At 42.5% G+C, this 19,710-nt stretch carries 19 protein-coding genes; 7 read left to right on the top strand and 12 right to left on the bottom strand.

The genetic code is table 11. The features are described 5' to 3' along the window. Positions 1 to 2: 2 nt before the first annotated feature. The 6 genes from ACXACS_RS16735 to ACXACS_RS16710 are packed head-to-tail and all read left to right on the top strand — an operon-like array spanning position 3 to position 5,712. Positions 3 to 1,025 carry a glycosyltransferase family 2 protein gene (locus ACXACS_RS16735; RefSeq protein ID WP_474808252.1) on the top strand — a complete coding sequence of 341 codons (1,023 nt, stop codon included), beginning with the start codon at positions 3 to 5 and terminating at the stop codon, positions 1,023 to 1,025. A 31-nt stretch (positions 1,026 to 1,056) separates the two neighbouring features. Beyond that, positions 1,057 to 2,085, top strand: a complete 1,029-nt coding sequence (locus ACXACS_RS16730; RefSeq protein WP_474808251.1) for a glycosyltransferase family 2 protein — start codon at positions 1,057 to 1,059, stop codon at positions 2,083 to 2,085. After that, positions 2,085 to 3,212: a GDP-mannose 4,6-dehydratase gene (gmd, locus tag ACXACS_RS16725; RefSeq protein WP_014978579.1), complete on the top strand. Its 1,128-nt coding sequence runs from the start codon at positions 2,085 to 2,087 to the stop codon at positions 3,210 to 3,212. Before ACXACS_RS16730 ends, gmd begins: the two co-directional genes overlap by 1 nt. Positions 3,213 to 3,214: 2 nt before the next feature. Further along, positions 3,215 to 4,183 carry a GDP-L-fucose synthase family protein gene (locus ACXACS_RS16720; RefSeq protein WP_474808248.1) on the top strand — a complete coding sequence of 323 codons (969 nt, stop codon included), beginning with the start codon at positions 3,215 to 3,217 and terminating at the stop codon, positions 4,181 to 4,183. A 4-nt stretch (positions 4,184 to 4,187) separates the two neighbouring features. Further along, positions 4,188 to 4,964, top strand: a complete 777-nt coding sequence (locus ACXACS_RS16715; RefSeq protein ID WP_474808246.1) for a sulfotransferase domain-containing protein — start codon at positions 4,188 to 4,190, stop codon at positions 4,962 to 4,964. Beyond that, positions 4,951 to 5,712, top strand: coding sequence for a phytanoyl-CoA dioxygenase family protein (locus ACXACS_RS16710; RefSeq protein WP_474808244.1), 762 nt, complete (start codon positions 4,951 to 4,953; stop codon positions 5,710 to 5,712). Before ACXACS_RS16715 ends, ACXACS_RS16710 begins: the two co-directional genes overlap by 14 nt. Here the strand turns inward: ACXACS_RS16710 and ACXACS_RS16705 are convergent. The 12 genes from ACXACS_RS16705 to ACXACS_RS16650 all read right to left on the bottom strand — a co-directional run bounded on the left by ACXACS_RS16705 (position 5,709) and on the right by ACXACS_RS16650 (position 18,659). Further along, complete coding sequence (locus ACXACS_RS16705) at positions 5,709 to 6,992, bottom strand: glycosyltransferase (RefSeq protein WP_474808242.1); 1,284 nt, start codon at positions 6,990 to 6,992, stop codon at positions 5,709 to 5,711. The genes ACXACS_RS16710 and ACXACS_RS16705 overlap by 4 nt on opposite strands. Next, entirely contained in the window at positions 6,992 to 9,148 is a 2,157-nt protein-coding gene (locus ACXACS_RS16700) for a polysaccharide pyruvyl transferase family protein (RefSeq protein WP_474808240.1), read from the bottom strand. The genes ACXACS_RS16705 and ACXACS_RS16700 overlap by 1 nt, the downstream gene beginning before the upstream one ends. Positions 9,149 to 9,268: 120 nt before the next feature. Continuing rightward, a complete protein-coding gene (gene pseC, locus ACXACS_RS16695; protein ID WP_474808239.1) occupies positions 9,269 to 10,435 on the bottom strand; it encodes a UDP-4-amino-4,6-dideoxy-N-acetyl-beta-L-altrosamine transaminase in 1,167 nt (388 codons plus the stop codon). Then, positions 10,435 to 11,433 (bottom strand): UDP-N-acetylglucosamine 4,6-dehydratase (inverting), encoded by a 999-nt coding sequence (gene pseB, locus ACXACS_RS16690; protein ID WP_474808237.1) that lies wholly within the window; start codon positions 11,431 to 11,433, stop codon positions 10,435 to 10,437. Before pseB ends, pseC begins: the two co-directional genes overlap by 1 nt. A 211-nt stretch (positions 11,434 to 11,644) precedes the next feature. Beyond that, positions 11,645 to 12,301 carry an HAD family hydrolase gene (locus tag ACXACS_RS16685; protein WP_474808235.1) on the bottom strand — a complete coding sequence of 219 codons (657 nt, stop codon included), beginning with the start codon at positions 12,299 to 12,301 and terminating at the stop codon, positions 11,645 to 11,647. Then, the gene (locus ACXACS_RS16680; RefSeq protein ID WP_474808233.1) at positions 12,298 to 13,248 is read right to left on the bottom strand and encodes an ATP-grasp domain-containing protein; all 951 of its coding nucleotides are present in this window, start codon (positions 13,246 to 13,248) and stop codon (positions 12,298 to 12,300) included. The genes ACXACS_RS16685 and ACXACS_RS16680 overlap by 4 nt, the downstream gene beginning before the upstream one ends. Positions 13,249 to 13,275: 27 nt before the next feature. Further along, the gene (locus ACXACS_RS16675; protein WP_474808232.1) at positions 13,276 to 14,184 is read right to left on the bottom strand and encodes a LicD family protein; all 909 of its coding nucleotides are present in this window, start codon (positions 14,182 to 14,184) and stop codon (positions 13,276 to 13,278) included. A gap of 1 nt (position 14,185) precedes the next feature. Next, positions 14,186 to 15,235 carry a pseudaminic acid synthase gene (gene pseI, locus ACXACS_RS16670; protein WP_474808230.1) on the bottom strand — a complete coding sequence of 350 codons (1,050 nt, stop codon included), beginning with the start codon at positions 15,233 to 15,235 and terminating at the stop codon, positions 14,186 to 14,188. A gap of 2 nt (positions 15,236 to 15,237) precedes the next feature. Continuing rightward, positions 15,238 to 16,320: a UDP-2,4-diacetamido-2,4,6-trideoxy-beta-L-altropyranose hydrolase gene (gene pseG / locus ACXACS_RS16665; protein ID WP_474808228.1), complete on the bottom strand. Its 1,083-nt coding sequence runs from the start codon at positions 16,318 to 16,320 to the stop codon at positions 15,238 to 15,240. Then, positions 16,317 to 17,021, bottom strand: coding sequence for a pseudaminic acid cytidylyltransferase (gene pseF, locus ACXACS_RS16660; protein ID WP_474808226.1), 705 nt, complete (start codon positions 17,019 to 17,021; stop codon positions 16,317 to 16,319). The genes pseG and pseF overlap by 4 nt, the downstream gene beginning before the upstream one ends. A 22-nt stretch (positions 17,022 to 17,043) precedes the next feature. Then, on the bottom strand, positions 17,044 to 18,138 hold the full coding sequence (locus ACXACS_RS16655; RefSeq protein ID WP_474808225.1) for a hypothetical protein: 1,095 nt from the start codon (positions 18,136 to 18,138) through the stop codon (positions 17,044 to 17,046). A gap of 65 nt (positions 18,139 to 18,203) precedes the next feature. Continuing rightward, entirely contained in the window at positions 18,204 to 18,659 is a 456-nt protein-coding gene (locus ACXACS_RS16650; RefSeq protein WP_474808223.1) for an FAD synthase family protein, read from the bottom strand. A gap of 174 nt (positions 18,660 to 18,833) precedes the next feature. Between ACXACS_RS16650 and ACXACS_RS16645 the strand changes: the two genes are divergently transcribed. Beyond that, positions 18,834 to 19,628: a flagellin N-terminal helical domain-containing protein gene (locus ACXACS_RS16645; protein ID WP_474808221.1), complete on the top strand. Its 795-nt coding sequence runs from the start codon at positions 18,834 to 18,836 to the stop codon at positions 19,626 to 19,628. Positions 19,629 to 19,710: the final 82 nt, after the last annotated feature.

Raw genomic sequence — 19,710 nt, 5'->3', positions numbered from 1 at the left:
TAGTGGCAACCGTGACGGCGCTAATGACAACCTACAATGCTTCAAGGTGGGTTGGCGCCTCTATTGCGTCTGTTCTGTCTCAGACTTATGAAGACTTTGAATTGCTTATCATAGACGATGGCTCTTCCGATAACACAACAGATGTTATTAATAGTTTCGATGACGCTCGCATAAAGCTTGTTGCAAACAGCCAGAACAAAGGCGTGGGCTATTGCCTAAATCAAGCATTATCCCTTGTAAACACGCCATACATTGCAAAAGTGGACGCAGACGACATCAGCTCGTCTACCCGATTCCAAGAGCAGCTAAATCACCTTGAGGAAGGTGGCTTTGACTTGGTTAAATGCTTCCTTTCTTATTTTCCTCATGACGAAAACGTGCGTGACTCAGCGCGCTTTAAGCAGTTTAAAGCTAAGAAAGAAGGATTACTAAATAGCGTATCTGAGCCAAGTGTTATCCAAAAAACACTATTAGATTGGCCCTGTTTCCCTCACACTACCTATTTTGCAAAAACAACGTCGTTGCAAAACGTTGGTTATCCTTGCTTAAGAATGTTTGAAGATTACGTTTTGTTTTTGCGGCTGCTTAATGCTAAGGCTAAGTTTGGGTGCGTTGAAAAAGTGCTCGTTAATATGAGGGTAAGCGATTCCTCTACCACGGCTTCTTTATCAGCGCGAGATCTTGAGCATGGCCTGTCTCTAGTCGTTGAAGAAAAGTGGAGTAGGCTTTCATATTGTATTTCAGGCAAGTCGCTCTTTGTATTTGGAACAGGCCAAATGGCAAAAGCGTTTGCTAGAATAATGATGCATCGAGGTATTACGGTGAAAGCGTTTGTAGAAACTTCGCCCACTCAAGATATAGTAACTGATAACGGAACGAAAACTCCTGTCATTTCACTAGCTAATTATATGGCTGTTTCCCAAGCCGCGTTAGTGGTGGCTGCGCAACCTGTCAGGGAAGAGCTAACCGAGCTTCTTGAAAGTGAGAATCTGCATAATGGGCAAGATTTTTTGATCCTTGCCTAATAGTGGCATCTGAGAATGAACGTAGAATGAAATGAAAATATCCATAATAACGGCAACCTACAATTGTGCTCACTTAATAGAAGAGTGTCTTAGCAGTGTTGCCGAGCAAACCGCAATAGATAAAATTGAACATATAATTATCGATGGCGGCTCTACTGACAAAACATTGTCCACTATTTGTAAGTACCCACACGTCGCTAAGGTCTTTTCGGCGCCAGATAGAGGTATTTATCATGCATTTAACCGTGGCGTTGAATTAGCGTCAGGCGACATAATTTATTTTCTCGGTGCTGACGATTCGCTTTATGAAGCGAGGGTTATTGAAACCATTCTCGATGCTTTTGGGCGTGAAAATATTGATTATGCGGTAACAAAAGTCAGATGTTTCGATGAGGAATCTGGGGAGGTATGGTTTGCTAACACTGAGATATCGAATCGTGCAAATACCTGTCATCAGGGGTTTTTCTGCAAATCCTCGTTATTCAACAAGATAGGCCCTTTTAGCGAATGTTTTAAGTTATATGCTGACAGTTTCTTCATGAAGACTGCGATCACACGGTATCAAGGAACTTATATTGATGCGATTTCCGCTAATTTTCGCCAGGGAGGCGCAAGTTCTAGCAGCGCCAGTAGGTTACTACTAAAAAGAGAAGCTGATGCTGTTGCTCAATTGCTTGGAGAAACGACCTCTAGTAAGGAAGTTCAGCTTGATAAGAATGTTATTGATTTAAAATTGCTTCTTGAGAAGGTTCTCAATCAAGAGAAGCTTTTGGCAAGTTATGCTGGAATGAAAGTTGGCGTATTTGGTACACGGCAATTGTCGATATTAATTGCAAATGCGCTCAGACAGAATGGCGCCCTCGTTTCATGTTTCCTGCAATCCACTCGAGATAGTATAAATGAGATAATGGACGTGCCAGTAAAATCCATAGAGGAAGCGCGTGATTTAGCATTATCCATGGTGATAAATGGTGTGGAAGGTGAGCATGAACTTGATATTAGTGAAGTGCTGAGGGATAAGCTCGAAGGAACGAAAGTGATAAGTTGGAGAGATATGTAATGCCTGAAAAAAAGAAGGCTTTAATAACAGGTATCACCGGTCAAGATGGTTCCTATTTAGCCGAACTCCTGTTAGAGAAGGGATATGAGGTTCACGGGATTAAGCGAAGAGCGTCATCATTTAATACGCAGCGTGTAGATCATATCTATCAAGATCCCTTCGAATCGAATAGGAACTTCATATTGCATTATGGCGACTTAACCGATAGCTCCAACATTATTAAATTAGTGCAAATGATCCAACCTGATGAGATTTACAATTTAGGAGCGCAGAGCCATGTCGCGGTGAGTTTTGATTCGCCTGAATATACTGCAGACGTCGACGCTATGGGAACCTTACGGCTTCTAGAGGCTATTAGGTTACTGGGTTTAAAAGACAAAACTAAGTTCTATCAGGCTTCTACTTCAGAGCTCTATGGCAAAGTTGCCGAGACGCCGCAAAGAGAAACCACGCCCTTTCATCCGCGCTCACCTTACGCCGTGGCCAAATTGTATGCGTATTGGATAACCGTTAACTATAGAGAAGCATATGGTCTATATGCGTGTAATGGGATTTTATTTAACCATGAATCACCTCGCCGCGGAGAGACCTTTGTAACGAGAAAAATCACGCGTGGACTAGCCAACATTTCTCAGGGCCTAGAGAGTTGTTTACATTTAGGAAATTTAGATGCGCTCAGAGATTGGGGGCACGCCAAAGATTACGTTTACATGCAGTGGCTAATGTTGCAACAAGATAAACCTGAAGATTTTGTTGTAGCAACTGGGGAGCAATACTCAGTTCGACAATTTGTTCAATGGTCGGCAAAGGCGTTGGGCATTGAGCTTAGGTTTTCTGGTTCAGATGTTCACGAAATTGCTACGGTAGTTTCTGTCGACAAAGCACTGTCACCAGCACTGAGTGTAGGAGATGTGATAGTCAGGGTAGATAAAAAGTACTTTAGGCCCGCCGAAGTTGATTCCTTGTTAGGTGATCCTACCAAGGCAAAAGAAACCTTGAACTGGGAACCTACAATATCAGCTAAAGAAATGTGCGAAGAAATGGTAGCGTCAGATGCTGAAGAGGCGCGTAGGTTAGCTTTTTTAAAAGCGAACGGGTTTGAACTCCCTATCAGTGGGGAAGGTTGATAATGTCGGCTAAACGAATTTATGTAGCGGGCCACAAGGGAATGGTGGGGCGTGCTCTAGTTAGCGAGCTATCTAAAAATAGCAATATTGAAATAGTGACAGCAAGTCGTGATCAACTTGACCTTACAAATCAGCTTTCGGTAAAGCAGTTTTTCAAAAGTCATGACGTTGATGAGGTGTACTTGGCAGCTGCAAAAGTGGGGGGAATACACGCCAACAATACTTTGCCTGCGAGTTTCATTTACGAGAACTTGATGATAAGTGCAAATGTGATTGAAGCGGCACACGAAAGTGATATTAATAAACTGTTATTTTTGGGTTCAAGCTGTATTTATCCGAAATTTGCGGAGCAACCTATTAACGAGTCGTCGCTTCTTTCAGGCGCTCTTGAACCAACGAATGAGCCTTATGCTATTGCCAAAATAGCAGGTATTAAGCTTTGCGAAAGCTTTAACAGGCAATATGGTAGAGATTACCGAAGCGTGATGCCGACTAATTTGTATGGCCCTTATGACAATTTCGAGCTTAATGGCAGTCATGTTATTCCTGCGCTCATCAATAAGTTCGCACAGGCGAAGCAAAATAATGCTTCATCGGTAAACATTTGGGGTAGTGGTAGGGCTAGAAGAGAGTTTTTACATGTTTCTGATCTGGCTCGAGGCTCTATCCAAATAGCAAACCTTCCAAACGCTGAGTTTAATGGGGCAATTCCACCAATGAGTTCACACATTAATATGGGGACAGGTACAGACTGCTCAATTCGAGAGTTAGCTGAATTACTTTGCGAAGTAACCGAATTTAAGGGGAAACTTATTTTCGACACGAGTAAGCCGGAAGGAACGCCGGTTAAACGGCTGGATGTTTCATTGGCTCAATCTCTTATCAATTGGAAACCTAGTATTTCACTTCGCGATGGCCTATCCAGTACTTGGAAATGGTTTCAAGAAAATAGTAACAATTGTAGGGTTTAGAGCAATGAGACATACGATGACCATTCCCCCAGAGAACCGGTTGGAGGGCTTATCTAGTGAAGATGTTCTTATCGTTTCGTTTCCTAAGACAGGTTCTACATTTACACGCTTTGTTTTTGCCAATATTGTTCATTTACTCAACAAAAACTCGGAACCTGTTGATTTTTACAATCTTGGGCAAATAATGCCGGAGTGTCTTAAAGATAACCTTATCGAGTTTTGTTGGAAGGGTGATCCCTTACCGCGACTAGTGAAAACTCACCAACTTGCTGAAGATAATCCGCTATATGCTCAACCCAAAGCACTCTATATTTTAAGAGATCCCAGAGATACAATGATTTCGTTTTACTACTATGCGAGTAAGCGAAAAAAAGGCAGGTTTGAAGGTACATTTGACGAGTTTGTTGAGAATAATACTTTTGGTATTGATGCCTACAACAAGCACATAGAAAGCTGGTATAGCAAAGCTTCTTGGGTTTTCGATTATGAAACGCTAATGCAAGATCCTTTAGCGAGTTTTCTCAACGTATTTGATGACCTAGGAATTAACATACAAAGAGAACTACTTCAGAAAGCACTTCTATTTTCACAACCTGACAAATTAAAAGCGGCTGAAAAAGAGAATTCCAGACCAAATCACTCGGTGAATTTTGACGAAGATTTCACGTTTGTTCGCAATGCGTCGATAGCGCAATGGAAAGACAAAATGTCTCCAGAACAAGCTACACATATTTGGGACCGTAGTTCAGCAATATTGAAGGCACGCTATGAGCGATATTGATATCCCCCAATTAATTAATCAATTCAAACGTGATGGTTTTGTTGTTTTAAAGCGGCAAATTTCTCCAGCTGTCTGCCAAGAGATAGGTAACACGCTGTCTCGTGCCGTAGAGGTTATTTCAGCGCAGTCTTCAAGAGATATTACTAATCGATGGTACCTCACTCATCGCACTGATAGCGGCGTGCTTTACGACGTTTATCAGCGTTTTCCAGAAGCTAGAAAAGCGGCTGAAGTGCCTGAAGTCACGGCATTCTTGAAAAGCTACTTTAATAGGAGCGTTTACCTGTATGTTAACTCCTATCTTTATAAGCCTGCAGACAAAGACAATGAGGTGCCATGGCACCAAGATTTTCTTAATCGACCTAATGAAACCGAGAAAGTGTTAGCGTGGGTTTCTCTTGATTCCGCCACGCAAGAAAATGGATGTTTACAGGTTATACCTGGCTCTCATAAGCGCGGATTTAGAAAATGGTTTCACGTTGAAGGTGCAACGCATCATGACCGTATTGTGTTAGATAAAAATGAGGAGAGTAATAAAGTTTTTGTTGAGACTGAGCCTGGAGACATCGTATTGTTTAGCAATTACTTGATACATAGCTCTGCTCAAAATAGCTCTGATTTACCGCGTCGAGCATTGCGGTTTGTCTATAAAGCACTTGATGACGATGCATTGCCGCGAGGCTCGATGATCATGATACATACTGAGTCAGAAGATTTTTACACTGCCGTGCCTTTACCTAGAAACTAAGGTTTGCGGGAAGATGTGTTGCTTCTTAAATCATTGAGGTATAGGTTAAACATCTCTGCCTGATGAGATTGAGAGTAAGTGTTTCGCGCGTGTTGTGATATTTGCCCTGATGTTTTTGACACGCCGTTATTCAGCACGTCGTTAAGCGATGCTAGCAACCCTTCTGCACTGATATCTTTTGCAAGCCTTCCGTTTACTCTGTCCTCAATCATATCTGGCATGCCTCCAATATTAAAACCCACCACAGGAGTGCCGCAACATAACGATTCAATAACTACATTAGGTAAATTATCTTCTAAAGCTGGTAACACAAATACATCAGCTGCACTGTAGATTAGCGCAAGCTTATGTTCATCATGAACCTCGGAAAAGTCATGAACTTCGGGGAGGTTGCTATTTAAATCTTTCCCTACACTGCACAACATAATTCGACTGTTATTTGCTTCATTGATTGCTTTTTCAAGCAAGTGGAAACCCTTTCTTTTATTATTAACACTGTCACTTACAAAAAGGACGATGTCTTTATCCTCAGGTAGTCCTAAATGTTTCCTGGATCCTCGCTTGTCCATATAACGGTACGTGTCTGTATTGACACTATTGGCAATCCGCTTTATCGGGTAGTGTTTAAAAAGTGTACTAGATGCCGCACATTCGTGTAACCAATTCGACAATGAAATTACGGCAATTGGGATATCGCTGCTCCGTAAAATGGCTTGTTTCGAGAGCAACAGTTTTTTAGCAAAGTCAGGATCACTGGTTTGTCTTAAAAAATGTGGATTACTGTCATCGGTTTTATATCCTTCAAACCCGTCACTATAATGATATCCACCCGTAAACGGAGCCATGTCATGTAATGACCAAATGACCCGCTTTATACTTTTAGAAGCGAAAAAGGTTGGCCAGTTCAAGAACCGAGAAGTCCAATGAAGGTTTACCACGTCATATTCACTAATCTGCGGCGCATTTTCAATTCTGAAATCGCTATAAATTGAAGAGAATACATCGGTATATTTAGACGCTGCAGTGCAAATATCTTTGATATCTTGAGTCTTATATTCGTGTACGCTATTTACAGTAATATGGGAAACACGATTCAGGATATTTCCAGCCTCCATACCAGTAAATGATTTGTAATCGAAATGGAAAGGGATATCGTCTCTAGTCTTATTTAGCGTCAGAAGGTGGCTAGTATGCCCGGCATCGATCAATGCTAGATGTAATCTGATACACGCGTTCGCTGCTCCGCCTCTATCATAGGTATTAACAAGTAAAACATTCATTAGCGAGCAAGCTCTTGGGGCGAATACATACGCTTAAGTTCGTCGTTGTCAGTAAGGTAATTGGTAATTTTACCGCCCTTAGTGTAATCAATCGCACAAAAATCAGTTTCTAACGTATGCGCAAACAAGACTGAGTGGAATCGCATGCAAATGTTAAATGACGCACTCTGCATCGTGTGGACAACACTCGCTACAGTCGATAAACGTTTGTTAAAGGAGATATCGATATCAGGTTCGTCCGCGAAATAAGTATCAATAAAGTAACGACTGAAATCTCTATCGTCATAACCTACATCAAAATTATGCATGTGATCGAGTAATACCGTATTTACGCCCAGCTCCTTTACTTTTTCTTTTATTAATCGAGCTATACCGGCTTCAAACGCTTTTTTATGAACCTCAAACTCTTCCAGTGTCAACTCACGAGAGTATTCGTAAGTCCACTCGCGTAAGAAGCAAGCAATAAATGGCGTGTTGGATTTTATTGACTGCTTAATAAAATGGCGCTCTATGTAAGGTTTCGCGAAATCGCCTGAAAGGGAGGCCTTTTCAAATCCCCATGCGTTGGCAGTGGCTACGCTTTTTCTATCTCTCAGTTTAATATCAGATGATAACGCCAGTATTTGCTTTACTGCTCTTTTATACTTATCTTCATGCAGTGGGCCAAGGCCACAGCCATAAACTACGGTTTTCTTACCATTGTCTTTGGCTACCTTAAATCCCAGCAAAGGGATATAAAGTTCGTGTAGATCCATAAGGGGGCCGCCACCCATAACAACTTCGTCGGCACTTTTCGAATGTCGCAATAGATCAAGGGATTTTGTAGAAACAACCTTAGCGTTGATTTTGAGCTCTTTGCATGTTCTTTTGGTTACAAATGGATATAAGCTTCCCAATACAAACTCAATATTGTCGCCGTGCAATTTCGTGTATTCATCAACGATTCCGCCCAATATTGCCTTATCTCCCACGGTCTCGGTGCCATACCAGCCAAATATAAATACTTGGTAGGGTTTCCTTTTATGTGGGGTTTTTAATGTTTTCGCTAACCATTTAATCAGGTGAATATTGTCAATATTCAGAAGCCTGTGATGAGTTAATTCGGTAAGCTGCGTTTGTTTTTCTGCATAGGTAATGCCTGCGTGATAGTCATGAATGCAGTTTTTACAGTCGCGTTCTGCGATAGCCTCTTTTTGCGCAAAGTTGTTTTTGTACAAAACTTGCGAGGAGGTTTCTAATGCGTTGCCAATATCGCTACCTTTAGGCGCGCAGTAATTGACCTGCCCTTTAGAACCTAAAACGACACCATCGTTATGATAGGGGCAACCTATCAAGCGTTCGCCGCCTTGTAGCATGTTTTGAATACTGCGATATGTTCGTTTGATCGTGGAACCAGGCTCGTATTGTCTTTTTAATTTCTCAAAAAATAATAAGAGGTTATAGGTTTCATCTTCATCGAAATTGCGTATAACCTTATCTCTATCACCGTTATATAGGCGGTTGATAAACTCGGCAACACGAAACCTACCATACATGTCGTGTTTTTTAGCATAATAAAGGAAGTCATCCACTTCCCATACATTCTGTTTAGAAATAGTGCACCCGAACGTAGTCGGAATCTCTAACGTGGTTCGGCAAAATTCGAAAATAGCGATAGCGGACGCGAAGTTGTTCTTTATTCCACGTACCCTGTCGTGAGCGCCCTCAACGCCATCTATAGAAACCATGACAGAAAAGCTCATATTTCTGCTTTTGCAAATATCATAAATAGCCGTAATTCGATTTTTTACATCTCTCTCTTCAATGGCATTGGTTATCATGCTCACGCCTTTGAGGGAGGGTAATGTATCGATAATGGTTCTATAAATATCGGGTAAGTCTTCGCGCAGAGTTGGCTCACCGCCAGTTACACCTACATGCTGTAGTTCACTGTACAACGGGTCAGATAAAATTAGGCCGAGTTCTTCAGGGGTAATGTCTACGCTTTCTTCATTCTTCCAAATATTACACATTGTGCATTTGGAATTGCAGCTATCGATAATATTTAGATTTAGGGCCTTCGGCTTACTATCTGGTCGAAGCTCATTCACCCGCTTCATTTTTCTTAGTTGCGAGTAGCTATCGTAGATGTGACGAATATCTTTTTTCTTTAACATATACCGGTAATTCGAAGGTTGGACTTTTAAAAAACATCTTTGCTCCTATCGGCTTTGAACGAAAAAACTTAACTTAGATGTTGAGGTTTAATGGATGGAAAAAAAACGCCAGAGCAACCGTTAATTTAAGCTATCTAGGATGCGAGAAAGTGTATCTACAATAAAGTTAATCTGCTCACGAGTTAACTCGGGAAAAAGGGGAAGTGTTATTGCCTGTTCGTAATAACGCTCCGCATTAGGAAAATCACCTATCTTGAAGCCCAGATTCTTGTAATAGGGCTGGCAGTGAATCGGGATATAATGAAGATGTGCAAAAACGCCTTTATCGCGAAGCTGCTCGACGACAAAAGCATGTTCTTTGCGAGTAAGTCCAGAAGCACGTACAACGTAGAGATGATAGCTGCTATATCTATTACTAGATTGCTTAAGTGGTGAGACGTTTTCTTTCGAACCAAAACGTTCATTATAATGAGCAGCTAATGTATTCCGCTTTTCTAAAAAGCCCGGCAATTTTTTTAGCTGGCTTAAACCAAGCGCAGCTTCAACGTCAGTCATACGGTAATTAAAGCCCAATGCTATCTGTTGATAATACCAAGGGCCATGACTGTCCTCAGTCATCTTTTCTGGATCATTGGTTATGCCGTGACTGCGCAACATACGCATCTTTTCAGCCCATTCACTGTTATTTGTAAGTGCCATTCCCCCCTCCATAGTGGTAATAATTTTTACCGGGTGGAAACTAAACACACAAATATCTGAGAATTCGCAGCTGCCTACAAATTTCTCTTGGTATTTTGCGCCTACTGCATGTGATGCATCTTCAATAACAAAGAAGCCATATTTTTTTGAAAGTGCACGAATTTCTTTCATATCGCAGGGCTGACCTGCAAAATGAACGGGAATAACCACCTTTGGTAAGGCGTTGGTGGATTCAGCTAGGGCAAGTTTGTTTCGTAAAGCATCAACGCACATGTTACCGGTGTGAAGGTCAATATCTACAAAATCGACCTTGGCACCACAGTAAAGCGCGCAGTTTGACGACGCAACAAATGAGTTCGGAGATGTCCATACTCTATCGCCTTCACTCACACCTAGTGCAAGGCAGGCAATGTGTAGAGCTGACGTTGCGCTATTAACTGCAACCCCGAAATTAGCGCCACAATAATCAGCAAGAGCGGTTTCGAATTTAGGAATAGCCGGGCCTTGCGTTAACCAATTTGATGTTAAGGTTTCGACAACGGCTTTTACATCATCTTCATCTAGGTGTTGTCGCCCATAAGGAATCACTATTGCGCTTCCTCATTGAACTTCTTTATTTCTTCAATACTAAGGAAATGTTCGTTAGTGTCTGAAACGTATTCGAAACCCGAGTCTACAAGTTTTCCCTGTTCGTTAAGTGCATTGCTAGTAAAGTTATTACTTCGGTGGAAAAACTTAATAGCTGGGGCAATCACAAAGTGATCATCGAATTCAAATGTATGCAGAGACATGTCGCCAGGGCACATCATTTCATGAAGCTTTTCACCTGGACGAATCCCTACATATTTGGTTGGAATATCCGGTGCCATTGCAGTCGCGAGGTCAGTAATTCGAATAGATGGGATTTTAGGTACGAAGATCTCTCCACCCAACATGCGCTCAAAGTTTTTAAGCACAAAGTCGACGCCCTGTTGAAGAGTAATCCAAAAACGGGTCATGTCTTTGTGCGTAACAGGAATATGATCGCTGTTTTCCGCTATCAACTTATTGAAAAAGGGCACAACAGAACCACGAGAACCCACTACATTGCCGTAACGAACTACAGAAAATCGAGATGCACCAGCGCCAACAATATTATTGGCTGCAACGAACAATTTATCTGAAGCTAATTTGGTAGCACCGTATAGATTAACCGGGTTGGCGGCTTTATCTGTAGACAACGCAATAACTTTTTCAACGTTATTATCAATGGCAGCGTTAATTACATTTTCGGCACCATCGATGTTCGTACGAATACATTCGGTCGGGTTGTACTCTGCGGCAGGGACTTGTTTCATGGCCGCTGCATGTATAACAAAGTCAACACCTTGCATGGCGCGATTAAGTCGTTCTTTGTCTCGAACATCGCCAATAAAATATCTCATGCACGGCGCGTTAAATTTTTGCTGCATTTCGAACTGTTTGAGTTCGTCGCGTGAGTAGATAATTAAGCGCTTTGGTTTGTATCTCGCTAACAGAGTCTCAGTGTACTTATGGCCAAATGAACCCGTTCCACCTGTTATGAGAATCGATTTTCCATCGAACATAGCTTGCTCGCTGTTTTTATGGTTATAAACACAATATATCATGTGTCGGCATTTTTGCCATAAAGCTTTAGAATCTATGCGCTTAGCTGAGGATTATTAGTCCTAAAGGTGTAGATTTCTTCGTGTTTAGGTAGAACTTGTTGTTTATCAGTAGGTAGGTTAAGCATTGATTTTATTTTATTAAATATGCTGGGATGCTGCCTAATAAGGTTCAAAGCCTGAGGGCTGGAAGTTCATTCAGATTTTGTATTGTAAACTTTGCATCGAAACCTGGCTTGGCAAGTGCTGTTTTGTGAACCCCAGTTAGCACTCGAACGGTCGGCATTCCAAGTTTATTTAAATTAACGAAGTCTTTTGCGGGGTTGTCACCAATGTAAACCATTTCGTGCCACTGACATTGCTCTGCTTGTTTAATCTTTTCAAAGCAGTAAGTAGAAGGTTTAGCATGTTTCACTCCAAAGCGGTGAGTGACAAACACGCGCTTGAAGTAGTGCGCTATGTTGAGTGCTTCCACTTTCTTACTTTGTACCACTTTATTTCCGTCAGTTACGAGATAAAGCGGCTTGGGCAAACGTTCTAGCAACGTTAGGTGATTGTCGGGCAAAGTCAAAGTGGGCTGGTGTAAGCGATATGCTGAAACGCAGGCACGTACATTTCGCTTATTGACTGCTATGCCGTGGTTAGCTAAGTAATCATTGAAAATTCGGCCACGACCATTTCGATCAAGCAGAGTAACTAATTCTTGAAAGCCACTTCGCTTATCAACATTCCAGCTTTTTTCCACAAATGAGGCAACGGCTGCAAGGCCGGACTCTACGTATTGGCGCTCATCATAAAGGGTATCATCTAGGTCGAAGATATAAATCATAGGTAATAGTCGGTAGCAGCTCTAATCTGCGTTATTTTATGGGATGCGAGATCTACCGGCAACGAGTCAATATCTTCGCCTATACTCTCGCACAAGCTCCAATAAAGACTATCAACACCCGCCTTGATACCTAACGTTGAAGCGCCTCCAAATCGCGAATTACATTCAATGATGTGAAGTACTCCATCATTTATGATGCCTTGTAATACAACGGGGCCAGACAGCGCTAGTTTGGAAAGTGTCTGTGTCACCTGTGCTGTAAAAAGGCAATTCGGTAAAGTATAGGTAATTTGGGATTCACCATTAACAACTAGGTCTCGCACTCGGCACACCGCCGCTTTAACCAAATGGTCCTTTGTTAGCCAAGCGTCTACGCTAATTTCTTGACCTGCTTTGTATAATTGAAAAATAGGGGAGGATAGACCTTTGGCGTGCTGCACTGCGTCGTCTTCGTTTAGATTAAGGCCAACAGCTTTACTACCCGCACCAAAACGTTCTTTGACCACATAGTGCAATGGCGGAGTGCCCTGAATAACCGTTTTCACCTCTTCGATGCTTTCAAATGAAGGGATGATAAAAGGAATACTGCATTGGCCGAATCTTAATTTATCCAAACAAAGCTCTATTGCATTTTCATCAGAAACAAGTACGTGAATGTTAGCGCTTTTTAGGTCGTTTTTTAGCCTTGCCCAAAAAAGCAGTTCGCCGTCTCTACTTGGGAGAATATGAGTAATTCTTCGATGCTTGAGCTGGGCAATAATCTCATCTACGTTGTCTTGATTTGTGGGTGGCATTTGCCAAAATACATCGCAAAAGTGCCGTGTAAGTACTTGGCTACTTAAATCGCCTGCCGTAACTATGCCCTTCTTATCGATACGCTTGACGGCACATTGAAGCGCTTTTAATAGTGGAACTTTATTGCTGGCGCTTGAAAGTAATACGTTCACGTTAATTTGACACCTTAGTATAAACGCTCATTGAGAAAGCGTGCGTTTTTGCACGCTTATACCTGTTCTAGGTGCTGACATCGATGCTCTTCTATTTTCGTATTCCGTAATTTGTGTCGTTTTTTTGGGCGTTTGCCAATGTCCGTACATAAATGTGAGAAAGCCTTCTGCATCGAATGGGGCAAGAAAGGTTTCACCTAAAAACTCGATTGGCTCGTAGCTGTCGAAATGTTTAGCGGGGGCAAAAAACAGCCCGCCCGAGGACAAGAGCTCAGATAGACCACTTATCGACTCTCTGCGCTGTATGCTTATATCAAAAGGGACTAATTGGGTGTGTGATGAATTGCTAAACTCTAGGTTGATACAACAGTCTATATCGTTGACCGTGATGATGACGATGTTCCACTTTATGTCATAGTTTGTGTTTAATAATTTATAAAGCTCAGGTAGCGATGCCTGTAACCTTTCGTAATTGTCTTTATCTACAGCTAAATCTATATCGTCATCCCAAGGAATGAGCCCTTTATTTCTCACAGCACCTAGCAAAGTTCCAGAATCTAGACACGCTGAAATGTTGTGGGAAACGAAGTATTGATTTAGCGTACGCATTACGGACTGGGCAAAGGCTAACGTTTCATGGTCTTCGAAAGGCAGGGCAGCTTTTACCGACTGCTTAGTCGGTACAATGATATTCGACTCATCAATACCCATTTCTTCGGTAAGTTGGGAATAGATTTGATCAACCCACTGACTGGTGATAATTATGCTGTCGACATCGTGAGTATTGATATCTGCGGGTGCAATGATGGGATAACCCATAAAACGAGTTCCGTGTTTCGCACTATCGTTATCCGTGAATGCCACGACTTCTATATCTGGGTGATTAGAAATGTAGTTTTCTCCGGCCTTACTAGCACCGAACAGAATGGCTCTCATCTCACAGTAGCTCCCAACTCATAGGGGTACCTTTTGGTGCGTCGCGCTTGATTTGCTTCCCAAGCAAAAGGGGAAGGTATTTGGGAGGCAACCCAAGCCCTGGGCGAACAGAGCGTAAATTCTCCGCATTTAATGTATCGCCGGCTTTCATATCGTTGGCAATGTATAAAGAGCGTCGGTGTACCAACGAGGCCTTTTCTCGCTCGGTGGCGCCATAACTCACCTTGCCAATGGCTACCGCTGCCCGCGCCGTTTCCTCAACAAGCAGCTTAATTTCATGGGGTTCAAGAGAAAATTCTGCATCTACCTCTCCACCGCTTCTGTCTAAAACAAAATGCTTTTCAATTACTGTTGCGCCAAGTGCCACCGCGGCGACAGCTACCCCCACCCCCGGTGTATGGTCGGAAAGTCCAACTTGACAGTCGAAAAGTTCGCTCAAATGAGGAATTGTCTTTAAGTTGGCGTCTACCGGGTTTGCTGGGTAATTACTGGTGCACTTGAGTAATATGATGTCATCACACCCATTGGAACGGAGTACTTCAACAGACTCGGCTATTTCTGCTTGGCTAGCCATGCCTGTAGAGACAATAACGGGTTTCCCTGTCTTTGCTACAGCCGCTAGGATAGCGTGGTCAGTATTTTCAAAAGACGCTACTTTGTAGCAAGGTGGATTCAATGTTTCTAGGAAGTCGACAGCGGTTAAATCGAAGGGCGTGCTAAATGCCAATAGGCCTTTCTCTTTGGCATAGTCGAATAGCTCCTTGTGCCATTCCCAAGGCGTCATCGCCTCTTTGTAGAGGTTATACAAAGAGTTTCCTTTCCAAAGGCTACTTGGGTCTTCAATAAAAAATTCGCCTTCATGACAATCCAAAGTGATCGTGTCTGGCGTATAGGTTTGCAATTTTATGGCATGTGCGCCAGCGTCTGCAGCTGCATCAATGAGTCGGTAGGCTTTTTCCAATGATTGTCCATGATTTCCAGACATTTCTGCGATGATAAAGGGAGCGAGACCCGGACCAATTTGAATATCACCGATTGTGATTGGTTTCATGACTACCTCGTAACAATGTTCAATATAGTATCCATTACAAAAGATGGATTTTTGTTTGCGCTCACCAAAGATACCGCGTTGTTTGCTAGTTTACGCATTTCTTGCGGCGAATTTATCGCAAATTCAACGGCCTTGCTAATATCTTCGTTAGTGACCTCGTCACATGCTCCTAGCCACAAACAGCAATGCCGTTCGTGCAGGCACCGCGTTGTTTCAACTTGATTATCAGCCAATGTAATAATTATGCCTGCTACCCCCGATGCTGCGCGCTCCCAGTGCATCGAACCTCCAGCGCCAATCGTTGTATTGGCCGCTTTCATAAGCTCGGATATGTGACCGCAAGCGACGTGAAGCTTCGCGTTCGGTAGGCAATTAACTTTTGCTTTAAGCGCATTAACGCCGGAATAAGCCGCTCCGACAACAATATCGGCAGAAAAAGTTAAAGACTTTAATTCAATTAAAACATCAACAACGCGCTCCGTTAAATTTATAGGATCGCTGCCGCCAAAGCAGACCAGAATATGGCTGTCATTTCTAGGCATTGGTGTTGAGCCGTAAAACTCATTTCTCAAAATAGCGAACTCGGGTCCCAAGAGTTTTTGGCAATGAGGAGGAACAAGCTGATCGTATCGGAATTCAAAGTCCTCAAAGAGGTTTTGGTCTAAAATCACGTCACAGTCGTGCTGGCGGTTCGCTAAATCGTCAATGACAGCAATATGTTTGCAGCGACTGCGCATTACTTTACTAAACGAAGCCGATAGCTGATAGTGGTCCACTATAAGAATGTCGATAGGCTCATCGTTAATATCGTCAAGAAGCGCTATACAGTGAGCAGCATGAGAGGCTTGTTCTACTTCATTTAAGACCGCCGAAGCATTACTTTCCCGTTCGCCCTTATGAAGCGGTGGCGTGTTCAATAATGTAATTCCAGCACGCTGTATCCGTTGTTGTAAAGTTAAAGGCAGCGCGCAACACAGAAATGTTATGCTGTGTAAGGGAAGTAATTGTGTGGCCAAGGTTAAGCAACGCATAACGTGGCCGAGTCCTATTTGGGCCGTACCATCGACCCTAAAAACAATCCTCACTTTACGTTTTCGCTCTGCAAAAGCTTGTAAAGCAGTTCAGCTCTAACCCAATCTTCAGGTGTATCAATGTCTTGCACTAAGTGGTCTGGCATTACTACCATTTTAGAGTTGGCACCGAAAATACGTTTGGTAGTATCAAGCCAGGTTTTGTGATGGCCCCAATACAACTGTCCTGCATCATGAAAGGCTGGTGGTAAATCCTGTGAGCGCTGAGTAATGCCAAACTCGTCAAAAGGTTTTACGCCGCCATTTTCGGTTTGTAATATCGCCCGTTGAATTGGAAATGAGAATCTTGCCGCTGTAAATACGTAGTCTGTATTGTCAGCGTTCATTAGCATTTCATAGCAAGAATTAATTAATGATGTGGTCAGAAGAGGCGATGTTGCATAAACACAGGCGCAATAGTTTATATCCCAGCCTTTTTCTAACAGGGTGCTCAATGCATGGCGAACCACAGGACTAGTGCCTGTGTAATCATCTGCCAATTCTGCAGGTCTCATGAATGGCACTTCAGCACCATAATTTCTTGCGACGTTTGCAATTGATTCATCATCTGTTGAAACCACGACTTTGTCTACGTAGGGGCTTGCCAACGCATTTTCTATTGCATGGGCAACCATAGGTTTACCGCAAAACGGTTTTATATTTTTTTTAGGAATGCGTTTGCTTCCGCCCCTTGCGGGGATTATGGCTACGTTCATTTCTTTTTCCAATCGTCGAATGTTATTTGGTGTCGGTCAATAACGCAGATAGTCTCTGTGACCACGTATGGTGGTCTAGGACTTCTTGCTTTCCTTTGGTAAGTAACTGAATGTAAGAATCCTCTTTGTTCAACGCATCATAATCGGCAAAATCAACAACCCCTTTGTTTCTCATCGCGCTTAGTACATGAGGATATTTCCATACGACAACGGGAGTCCCACATACAAGCGGGTATACAATACGTTCATGCAATCCTTCCTCGAAACCTGGAGATTGGTGTAAAACCCACCGGGATAAAGACATTTCTTTGAGTAAATCTGAGAAATTGATGGCTTCGTTATAGTCGTGATAATCAGTGAGTGCCCTAAATTTTAGCGAGTCACGACCTACTACATTTAGTTTTATTTTTCGTGATGCGCAATAAAGCAAGCACAGTTCTCGTTCACGTGCTCGAAGAAATCGATCAACCAATACGGTAATTCGGCGTATATTTTCGTCAAATTTAGTCCTCGCTGGCGATGTTTCAGTCGGCACAACGCCAATCACTCGTAAAAAGTCTGTTACGGAATTTGATGCATCGATCCCTTCGCCTAATTGCTCCCAGACGGGAGTTAATGCACTTTTTGCGCTTTCACTGCTCATAAAAGATATCGGGAAAAGAATATTTTCGTTTTTATTGTCTATCTCTGGCGCGGGATAACACTTCTTGCTGTCCATTACTGCATGGGGAAAGTAGGATGCCTTGTGTCCAAATTGCCGCATAAGTGCCACGTGCTCTTCTGCTACACATAGCACGGTAACTGGATGCCCATAAAAGCGAGGAATAACGTGAATTGGATTGTCTACACAATAAACGTAGACAGGCTTTAACTTTGCAAATGCAAGCGTGTTGAAAGAATCCGTTATTTTGCCTAAGCCGTTACCATTAAAACTAAATATGTGATCATACGCTTCTATGGGGGCTAATTTTACGAACCCTTTAGCAATTGTTTCTGGATTATCGCAATAAAGAATATCGACGGCGTAACCCATGTTTTCTAGGGCGAGTTTAATACCACTAAAAAAATGCGAAACCACTGAATATTGGTTTTGGGTTAGAAGTATTAAGCTTCGCATTGTGCTTTTCCTTTGTAGATTTTATGTCCGTTTGAATAACAATATTGGAGCATTAATTAGAGGTGCTAAAGTCTTTGTACTAATGTGCGTAAATGCTCTGTCAAACTCTGCACTTCGCGAATTTTCTCATTTTGAATTTCGCTGATAACGGTTTTAAGTTCAGTGGTTGAAACATCTTGTGTACGGGGTAAATACACAACTTTAACGATATCTTGTAGGTCATCGAACTTGCCAATCCAGTCATCACCCATTGCAAATATTTCAGCACCTTCTCGTTCAAGGTCTTCCCGCTTTTGTTCCCAGCAGTTTTCTTGAAAGACGTCGTCAACATAACGACAGGAGAGCAAAATTTCCTTTCTGTCTTCATAAGGTATAACTACGTTTTTACCTTTTACCGTATTGAATTCATCAGAGGACAAGCCAACCACTAATCTATCGCCTAAGCTGTGTAATCGCTTTAAAAGCCTAACATGCCCTATATGGAAAAGATCAAAGGTGCCGTACGTCACCACAGTAGTCATAGCATTAATCCCTGAAAATAAACAAATTGTACACTCATAACTTATCGGCAAGTCAAACTATTCCATGAGCGTATAGAGTTGAGGTTGAACGTATCGACTGTTATACAAATGGCTGACTACATTTTGCTCAGCTTTCTGCTACACTTAGTGTGTTACGAATTTTAGGAAATTGTCATGCAAGTTAATAGCTCAACGACCTCACTTCTCAGCCAAGTACAAGAGAAGCAAGAATCCTTGATGGAGAAGCTTGCCAGCGGTAAAAAAGTTAACAATGCATCTGACGGCGCAGCAGCCCAACAAATTATCGATAGGCTGACCTCGGAAGTAGAGGGAAATCGTCAATCATTAAACAACGTCTACGATGGCATCTCTGTCGCGCAGGTTGCAGAAGGCGGACTCGGAAGCATAAACGACGACGTCAACCGTATTCGCGAGCTTACTTTGCAATCTGGTAATGGTGTGCTTAGCAGTGGCGATCGCCGTGCTATTCAGTCTGAAATATCCCAGCTACAAGAAAATATCTCGCAAAATATCGAGCAAACAAATTTTGCTGGCAAGCCGTTATTATCTGAAAATGGCTCACTTGAATTTCAGTCAGGTTCTAGCCCTGGTCAATCAATTAGTGTTAACACGCAGGATGTTGCGGCGCAGCTAAACGATGTTCTATCTATCGATATTACCTCAGGCACCAGTATTGAAGATGCGCTAGGGGCAGCAGACGCGGCTATAGAAACTCTCGGCAGTGCACGGGGCGATTTAGGCGCTACGCAAAATCGATTTGAAAGTGCAGCACGCTCACTCACGCAAGCTAACGTAAATACTGCGGAAGCGCGAAGTCGTATTCAAGATTTAGATTTTGCGCAAGCGACTTCGCAACAAGCATCAAATGACGTAATAGGTCAGGCTGCACTTACCGTTCAAGCCCAAGCGAACCAACAACAAAGCCAAGTTTTATCGTTATTAAGCTAGACTAGATGGTGTGGCTTAGGCTAAATTTAATCGAAAGAAGCAGGGTAACCTGCTTTTTTTATTGATATATTTCCCAAAACAG

Source organism: Alteromonas sp. AWM4_230 (assembly GCF_056158305.1).
This window is presented reverse-complemented; position numbering and strand designations above follow the sequence as displayed.